Origin of the sequence: Streptococcus sp. A23, from assembly GCF_043674155.1 — a bacterium.
Lineage (GTDB): Bacteria > Bacillota > Bacilli > Lactobacillales > Streptococcaceae > Streptococcus > Streptococcus suis_V.
In genome coordinates, this window is the sequence record NZ_JBIMJP010000022.1 from 21,776 (window position 1) to 28,741 (window position 6,966).

General features: G+C 41.0%; 7 protein-coding genes and 1 pseudogene. 7 read left to right on the top strand and 1 reads right to left on the bottom strand.

The window, feature by feature from the left end:
• The first annotated feature begins 166 nt into the window (after positions 1 to 166).
• From ACHBIE_RS10045 to ACHBIE_RS10075, 7 genes are all read left to right on the top strand, one after another.
• Positions 167 to 1,351 carry a S1C family serine protease gene (locus ACHBIE_RS10045; protein WP_394733260.1) on the top strand — a complete coding sequence of 395 codons (1,185 nt, stop codon included), beginning with the start codon at positions 167 to 169 and terminating at the stop codon, positions 1,349 to 1,351.
• 67 nt (positions 1,352 to 1,418) lie between these two features.
• A complete protein-coding gene (locus tag ACHBIE_RS10050; protein WP_105122449.1) occupies positions 1,419 to 2,189 on the top strand; it encodes a ParB/RepB/Spo0J family partition protein in 771 nt (256 codons plus the stop codon).
• Between the two features lie 190 nt (positions 2,190 to 2,379).
• On the top strand, positions 2,380 to 3,795 hold the full coding sequence (gene dnaA, locus ACHBIE_RS10055) for a chromosomal replication initiator protein DnaA (RefSeq protein WP_394733261.1): 1,416 nt from the start codon (positions 2,380 to 2,382) through the stop codon (positions 3,793 to 3,795).
• Between the two features lie 141 nt (positions 3,796 to 3,936).
• Positions 3,937 to 5,073: a DNA polymerase III subunit beta gene (gene dnaN / locus ACHBIE_RS10060; RefSeq protein ID WP_105122450.1), complete on the top strand. Its 1,137-nt coding sequence runs from the start codon at positions 3,937 to 3,939 to the stop codon at positions 5,071 to 5,073.
• 51 nt (positions 5,074 to 5,124) lie between these two features.
• Positions 5,125 to 6,003 carry a diacylglycerol kinase family protein gene (locus tag ACHBIE_RS10065; protein WP_105122451.1) on the top strand — a complete coding sequence of 293 codons (879 nt, stop codon included), beginning with the start codon at positions 5,125 to 5,127 and terminating at the stop codon, positions 6,001 to 6,003.
• A 9-nt stretch (positions 6,004 to 6,012) separates the two neighbouring features.
• Positions 6,013 to 6,216 carry a DUF951 domain-containing protein gene (locus ACHBIE_RS10070; RefSeq protein ID WP_105122452.1) on the top strand — a complete coding sequence of 68 codons (204 nt, stop codon included), beginning with the start codon at positions 6,013 to 6,015 and terminating at the stop codon, positions 6,214 to 6,216.
• A 101-nt stretch (positions 6,217 to 6,317) separates the two neighbouring features.
• Positions 6,318 to 6,674 (top strand): helix-turn-helix domain-containing protein, encoded by a 357-nt coding sequence (locus tag ACHBIE_RS10075; protein ID WP_105122453.1) that lies wholly within the window; start codon positions 6,318 to 6,320, stop codon positions 6,672 to 6,674.
• A gap of 81 nt (positions 6,675 to 6,755) precedes the next feature.
• On the opposite strand, the pseudogene ACHBIE_RS10080 reads toward ACHBIE_RS10075, so the two are convergent.
• Positions 6,756 to 6,966: pseudogene (locus ACHBIE_RS10080) on the bottom strand (IS481 family transposase); the annotation flags it as partial.

Sequence of the window (6,966 nt, forward strand, 5' to 3'; positions counted from 1 at the left end):
CTATCTAATAGATGAAATGTACAATAATGCAAGGAAATAGGGAGTCTATACACAGAAGAAAAAAGTTATCCACAGCTTGTGGATTGAATTTTGAAAATTTTAAGTTATAATTAAGAAAGGGAGTGTAATCTTTAGAAAATGGATTAAATCTGAAAGGGAAAAAGTCATGAAAAAGTATTTGAAATTTATCATTCTATTCGCCTTTGGGTTTCTAGGAGGAATCAGTGGCTATCTGGTTGCGTCCTCTTTCCAAAATCCCGCAGCTCCACAGCAAGCGGGGTCTGGTGAAACCACCATCAGCAAAGTTCAGTATCAAAATGAGAATTCAACAACCAAGGCTGTGGAAAAAGTACAGGATGCCGTAGTGTCTGTCATCAATTACCAGCAGCCTACACCAAATAGCCTCAGCTCTATTTTTGGTACTATTGAGAGCTCTGATGAGCTGGCCGTGGCAGGAGAGGGATCTGGTGTTATATATAAAAAAGATGGCAAGGATGCCTATATTGTCACCAACAATCACGTTATTGTCAATGCTGAAAAAATTGACATTCTCTTAGCATCTGGTGAGAAAGTTAGTGGACAGCTAGTGGGAGCAGACACCTATTCAGATATAGCCGTTATCAAGATTGATGCTGAGAAAGCCCACTCTGTCGCTGAATTTGCCAATTCAGACAGCATTAAGGTCGGAGAAACAGCCATCGCTATCGGTAGTCCTTTAGGTAGTGTTTACGCCAATACCGTCACCCAGGGCATTATTTCCAGCCTTAGCCGGACTGTCACTTCTCAAACAGAGGACGGACAAACCATCTCCACCAATGCAATACAAACAGATACAGCCATTAACCCAGGTAATTCTGGTGGCCCCCTCATCAATATTCAGGGTCAGGTTATCGGAATCAATTCAAGTAAGATAACTTCAAGTTCTCTGGCCAATAATGGTGGTGTCTCTATAGAAGGTATGGGATTTGCGATTCCTTCAAATGACGCTGTTTCTATTATCAATCAATTGGAAACAAATGGTAAGGTAGTTCGTCCAGCCTTGGGAGTTCACATGGTCGACGTGACCGATTTGTCAACCAGTCAATTAGAAAAAGCAGGTCTGGCAAATACAGATTTAACCTCAGGTGTAGTAGTTGTTTCAACCCAGTCAGGCCTACCAGCTGATGGCAAATTAAAAACCTACGATGTCATTACTGAGATCAATAGTAAGAAAATTGAGAGCAAGAGCGATTTACAGAGTGCCCTTTACAAACAAAAAATTAACGACACGATTACAGTCACCTATTACCGTCAAGGCAAAGAAGAGAAGGTTGACATAAAGTTGACACACTCTACAGATGACCTTTCTTAATAGTTGAAACAAAAACCTTACTTTACAGCATTGTAAAGTAAGTTTTTTTTTGCTAGAATGTCACTGTATGGAAGAATTAAAAAAGATAGCGATTAAGGATATTCAAACAAATCCTTTTCAGCCACGAAAACATTTTGATCAAGAAAAATTATTGGAACTAGCCCAGTCTATTCGAGAAAATGGAATTATCCAACCGATTATCGTCCGGAAATCCTCTCTCATAGGCTATGAATTATTGGCTGGGGAACGACGTTTACGAGCCAGTCAATTAGCCGGCCTAGAAGAAATTCCAGCCCTTGTAAAGGAATTATCCGATGACCAGCTCATGCTGCAGGCTATTATCGAAAACCTCCAACGGTCGGACTTAAATCCCATTGAAGAAGCAGCATCCTATCAAAAATTGATTGAAAAGGGGCTGACCCACGATGAAATTGCTCAAATTATGGGTAAATCCCGCCCTTATATTTCCAATCTTCTGCGTTTGCTGAGCCTCAGTAACAGGACCATTACCGCCATTGAAACCGGAGAAATCAGCCAGGGGCATGCCCGCCTCTTAATCGGTCTTCCTGAATCGAAACAAGTCTACTGGATAGAGCGTATCCAACAGGAGCAATTAAGTGTTCGTTGGTTGGAAAATGCTTTGAAAAAGAAGAAAAAGCAAGCCCCACCGAAAACAAATCTCTTTTTGAAGGAGCAAGAAACTGAATTACAGAAACTCCTAGGAACCATGGTCACGATTAGACAGCAGAAATCTGGTCAGGGGAAGCTTAGCCTATCCTTTGATTCCAACGAAGAATTCGAAAGAATTATCAACACCTTAAAAAAATTGTGTGACTAATAAAAATAATCCCCCTACTTATAAACAGGAATAAATAGTGGAAAAAGCCGATTTTATCGTGATAAATTTACTTATTCACATCTTGTGGATAAGTGATATAAACAGTGTGGAAAAATATTTATTCTTGTGGAAAACTTTTTCCTTTTATGGTAAACTTAGAATAAGCACTTTTTAGGAAGGGAGGCTTCAAATGGACAATGAACAAGAATTTTGGAATCGATTTATTGAACTAGCCCAGTCCAGTCTTTCCAATTCTGTCTACGAGCTACTGGTTGAAGAAGCGCGCCTGATTGAATTGCAGGATGGCGTTGCAACAATTTTTCTCGCTGGAACTAGCGACAGTATACTGGCCAGTAAGAAAAAATTGTGGAAACAAAATATTGAAGAACTGATACTGATTGCTGGTTTAGAAGTGTTGGGTGAGCAAATTTCCGTCACCTACCATACCTATCAATCTGTATCAGAACCAAAATCTGACAAGGCCTATAAAGCTGATAAGGTCGTTACAACACCAGCAGAAGCAGATACTCCAGCTCCGATAGGCAAGCCCAGCAAATCCAGTTTTCTTCCGATTCAATCAGGCATCCAGCCCCAATACACCTTTGATAACTTTGTCCAAGGTGGTAGTAATATGATGGCCAAATCTGCTGCTCTAGCTGTAGCTCATTCACCTGGACAGCTCTACAATCCTCTCTTTATCTGGGGAGGACCTGGTCTTGGGAAAACTCACTTGCTCAACGGAATTGGTAACCAAGTCCTGGGAGACAATCCACACGCGCGTGTTCAATATGTCACATCTGAATCCTTCCTTAACGAATTTGTCAACTATCTCACCAAAAAAGAACTGGACATGGAAGAATTTAAGGAGCACTATAGAAATCTTGACCTGTTGCTCATTGATGACATCCAGCTCTTAAAGGGGAAGGCTTCAACACAGGAAGAATTCTTCCACACCTTTGATGCTCTCTTGAGCCAAGGAAAACAGATTGTCCTAACCAGCGATCGAAATCCAGATAGCCTGGATAATTTGGAAGACCGCCTGGTATCCCGCTTTAGTTGGGGAGCTACCTGCCAGATTTACCCACCAGATATCGAAACGCGCGAGGCCATCCTCAGAACCAAGTGTGCCACCTATCCATTTGAATTTCCAAATGATACCCTGACCTATCTGGCAGGCCAAATCCAGTCCAATGTCAGAAATTTAGAAGGTATTCTCAAAGATATCAGCCTCCTGGCTGGAATGAGAAATTTGACCACTATCACCGTCGACATTGCAGCTGAGGCCATCCGAGGACGCAATCAGGCAGCACCAAAAAATTCTGTTATCCCAATTGAAACCATCCAGACTGAGGTCGGAAAATTCTACGGCGTTAGCCTCAAGGAAATAAAGGGAAGCAAGAGATTGCAAAATATTGTCCTAGCCCGTCAGGTAGCCATGTATCTAGCAAGGGAAATGACGGACAACTCCCTTCCAAAAATTGGCAAGGCCTTCGGTAATCGAGACCACACAACTGTCATGCATGCCTATAAAAAAATAAGGGACATGCTCAAGAATAACGAAAGCTTCCTGATTGAAATTACAAATATCAAAAATAAGATCATGTAATCCCATACTTGTGCGCAGTTTTCCACAAGTTGTAAACAAGCCTTTTTTCCTATTCTGATGCGCTTGCTTACACTTTTCCACAGAATACACAGGCTCTACTACTATTACTAACCCTTATTATATATAAATAAAGGAGAATCCATGATTCAATTTTCCATTAACAAAACTGTTTTCCTACAAGCATTAAATATTACCAAACGTGCTATCAGTACCAAGAATGCTATTCCTATTTTATCTACTGTTAAAATTGCTGTTAATACGGAAGGTATTACCCTGATTGGTTCCAATGGTCAAATTTCTATCGAACACTTTATTTCTGTTCAAGATAAAAATGCTGGTCTTTTGATTAGCTCAACCGGAGCTATCCTTCTGGAAGCAGCTTTCTTTATCAACGTAGTTTCTAGCATGCCTGATTTAGTTCTTGATTTTAATGAAATCGAACAAAAGCAGATTGTCTTGACTAGTGGTAAATCTGAAATTACCCTCAAAGGAAAAGAAGCAGAGCAATACCCACGTTTGCAAGAAGTGCCAACTTCAAAACCTCTGGTATTGGAAACAAAAGTCCTTAAGCAAACCATCAACGAAACAGCCTTTGCGGCCTCAACTCAGGAAAGTCGTCCAATCCTAACTGGTGTGCACTTTGTGCTAACAGATAATAAACAGCTCAAAACAGTGGCTACCGACTCCCACCGTCTCAGCCAGCGTAAATTGGTCTTGGAGACTGCAGGAGATGATTTCAATGTGGTCATCCCAAGCCGCTCTCTCCGCGAATTTACGGCCGTATTTACCGATGAAATTGAAAAGGTAGAGGTTTTCTTCTCCAACAACCAAATCCTCTTCAGAAGCGAGTATATTAGTTTCTATACCCGTCTTTTGGAAGGGACCTATCCAGATACCGACCGTCTCATTCCAAAAGAATTTAAGACGACAGCTGTTTTTGATACCTCCCACCTCCGTCAGTCTATGGAGCGTGCTCGTCTCTTGTCCAATGCTACTCAGAATGGAACGGTGAAACTGGAAATTACCAAGGGTATTGTCTCAGCCCATGTCAATTCTCCAGAAGTAGGCCGCGTCAATGAAGAAATCGATACCTTGGACGTTTCAGGTGAGGATCTGGTGATCAGCTTCAACCCAACTTATCTGATTGAAGCCCTCAAAGCGACCAACAGTGAGCAGGTGAAGGTGAGCTTTATTTCCAACGTTCGTCCATTTACTCTGGTACCAATCAGTGAGGATGACGATTTTATCCAATTGGTAACCCCTGTTCGTACCAACTAATAACAGTAAAAGCGGCCATTGAGCCGTTTTTATGTTATACTAAAATTACCTATGATTGTACACATTTTAGCAAATCCAAATGCTGGCAGCCATTCTGCAGAGAGTATAATAGACCAGCTTAAAAAAACTTATCCACAAGTAGAATTTAAGACCTATCTGACCCAGGGTAAGCATGATGAGAAAGTTCAGATTCAAAAGATTTTAGAAGGCTATGGAGATGGGGATAGACTGCTCATTTTAGGTGGAGACGGTACGCTATCTAAAAGCCTGACGGATTGGCCAAGCCAACTACCTTTTGCTTATTATCCGACAGGTTCGGGCAATGATTTCGCCAAATCAATGAAAATCAGAGAGATAGATACTGTCCTAACTGCCCTCTTGACAGAAAAAACGCAGTCTATTTGTGTTTTGAAGACGTCCTTTGGGATTATTGTCAATAGTATGGATGCTGGTTTTGCTGCCCAGGTGATTGCACGCTCAGAATCCTCTAAGCTCAAAAACTGGCTTAAGCGCGTGAAAGTTGGCAAATTGACCTATCTGATAATGGCTATCAGAAGTCTTTTAGATGCGCAGTCCTTGACATTGGACGCGGTCATTGATGGCCAGAAACAACAGTTGAAGAATCTCTTTTTCCTGTCTCTTGCCAACAATACCTACTTTGGCGGTGGTATCATGATTTGGCCGGAAGCCTCTGCTCATGAGCAGAAAATCGATTTGGTTTATATTGAAAACGGCCCAATTCATAGACGTGTGCTGGCCTTGCTCGATTTGGTCCTTAAGCGTCATAAGAAATCCAAATATATCAAACATATCCAGTGCCAAACCATTTCTATCAAAATCAGTCAGCAAATCCTATTTCAAACGGATGGTGAAATGCTGGCGGGGACAGAGTTTGCATTGACTTGCCAAGAAAGAAAAATCTATCTATAAGGAGTTAACATGTATCAATTAGGAACATTTGTCGAAATGAAAAAGCCTCATGCCTGTGTCATCAAATCGACTGGCAAAAAAGCCAATAAGTGGGAAGTCATTCGTTTAGGTGCAGATATTAAAATCCGTTGCAGCAACTGTGACCATGTGGTTATGATGAGCCGGCATGATTTTGAGCGGAAAATGAAGAAAGTTCTTGATAGCGAGTCCTAGTTGACAGTTTGCAACTGCTGGTTGAGAAAATTTCTGAAGTGTTGCTAGTCAGCTACTCATGTCTAAGTTATACTAATCTTAGAAATCAGGAGGAATCTATCATGACTCAATTAGCCCAACAAATTCGAGCTTTACGCACAGCTAAGAATTTATCCCAAGATGGATTGGCAGAAAAACTCTATATTTCCCGTCAGGCTATTTCCAAATGGGAAAATGGTGAGGCAACGCCAGATATTGATAAACTGGTCCAGCTGGCAGAAATTTTTGATGTCAGTATAGACTATCTGGTTTTAGGAAAAGAACCTGAGAACAATACCAAGGAAACAGGAACATATCAAACAGCAGAGCAAAAAATGGATATTTGGCAATTTATTGCTGGCTATTGGTGGATAGTGCTCTCTATTTTGGGATATTTATCTTGGTTTCTACCTCATATTTTGCCATCTATTTTTGGATGATACAAAGCTTGTTGATTGTACCTTTGTCAATGATGTGAGACCCGAAATATCGTTTTGAAGCAATCGATTTGTTAAGCTTTACTAGGAGCCAGCTCCTAGTAAAGCTTTTCTGATATCGATAGGAGATTTCCAACCTAAAGTTTGCATAGGAAGTCGATTGGAGTGATAAAGATAGCTCTTCATCTGCTTAATAAGATCGTCATAGGAATAGAAGTTCAAGTGCTGGTAGAAACGTCGGTTATCATTTCGATGACTGCGCTCAACCTTGCCATTATGTCTGGGTGTTCGAGGA

Coding starts and splice junctions, on each gene's coding strand:
- dnaA (WP_394733261.1), top strand. CDS start 2,380: ATGGACAATGAACAAGAATTTTGGAATCGATTTATTGAACTAGCCCAG.
- ACHBIE_RS10045 (WP_394733260.1), top strand. CDS start 167: ATGAAAAAGTATTTGAAATTTATCATTCTATTCGCCTTTGGGTTTCTA.
- ACHBIE_RS10050 (WP_105122449.1), top strand. CDS start 1,419: ATGGAAGAATTAAAAAAGATAGCGATTAAGGATATTCAAACAAATCCT.
- dnaN (WP_105122450.1), top strand. CDS start 3,937: ATGATTCAATTTTCCATTAACAAAACTGTTTTCCTACAAGCATTAAAT.
- ACHBIE_RS10075 (WP_105122453.1), top strand. CDS start 6,318: ATGACTCAATTAGCCCAACAAATTCGAGCTTTACGCACAGCTAAGAAT.
- ACHBIE_RS10070 (WP_105122452.1), top strand. CDS start 6,013: ATGTATCAATTAGGAACATTTGTCGAAATGAAAAAGCCTCATGCCTGT.
- ACHBIE_RS10065 (WP_105122451.1), top strand. CDS start 5,125: ATGATTGTACACATTTTAGCAAATCCAAATGCTGGCAGCCATTCTGCA.